We start from the raw sequence: 569 nt of genomic DNA, 5'->3' as shown, positions 1-569 counted from the left end.
CGCAGGCCCATCGGCATGTGATACGCCTGACTCACCCCTTGCATCTGCGACAGGAACCACAGCCGCTGCTGCGCATACGACAAGGGCAGCGGCTCTTCCCGCGACACTACCGTAATGGCAGGCAGGTTGCTGCGCCCAGCTTTGGCAACCGATTGCGCGAGATTAATCAGCAGCGGATGCTCGAACAACCCGGTCACGCCGACTTCAACATCCAGCACTTCACGGATGCGCGACACCACCCGCATGGCCAGCAATGAGTGGCCGCCCAGGTCAAAGAAGTGGTCGTTGCGTCCTATCTGTTGACTGTCGAGATTCAGTACTTCGGCCCAGATCGTGGCCAGTGCGGTTTCGACTTCGCCTTGCGGTGCTTCGTACGCACGCACCGCATACGCATCGCCGTCCGGCGCCGGCAGCGCCTTGCGGTCGAGCTTGCCGTTCGCGTTCAGCGGCAGTGCATCGAGTGCGACATAGGCCGCCGGCACCATGTACTCGGGCAGCATGGCCGACAGGTGCAGGCGCATGCCTTCCACTTGCACCGTACCCGGCTCGTCTTCCGTGTAGTACGCCAC

The 569-nt window shown here is 62.6% G+C and carries 1 protein-coding gene; it reads right to left on the bottom strand.

Annotation, left to right across the window (positions count from 1 at the left end; translation table 11 throughout):
- On the bottom strand, nt 1-569 hold a 569-nt coding region (locus ACFQUU_RS29445; protein ID WP_382252199.1), incomplete at both ends, for a phosphopantetheine-binding protein.

This window comes from Herbaspirillum sp. GCM10030257, from assembly GCF_042666555.1.
GTDB lineage: Bacteria > Pseudomonadota > Gammaproteobacteria > Burkholderiales > Burkholderiaceae_D > Noviherbaspirillum.
The sequence above is the reverse complement of the archived record's forward strand: the minus strand, read 5'-3'. Positions and strand labels throughout refer to the sequence as shown.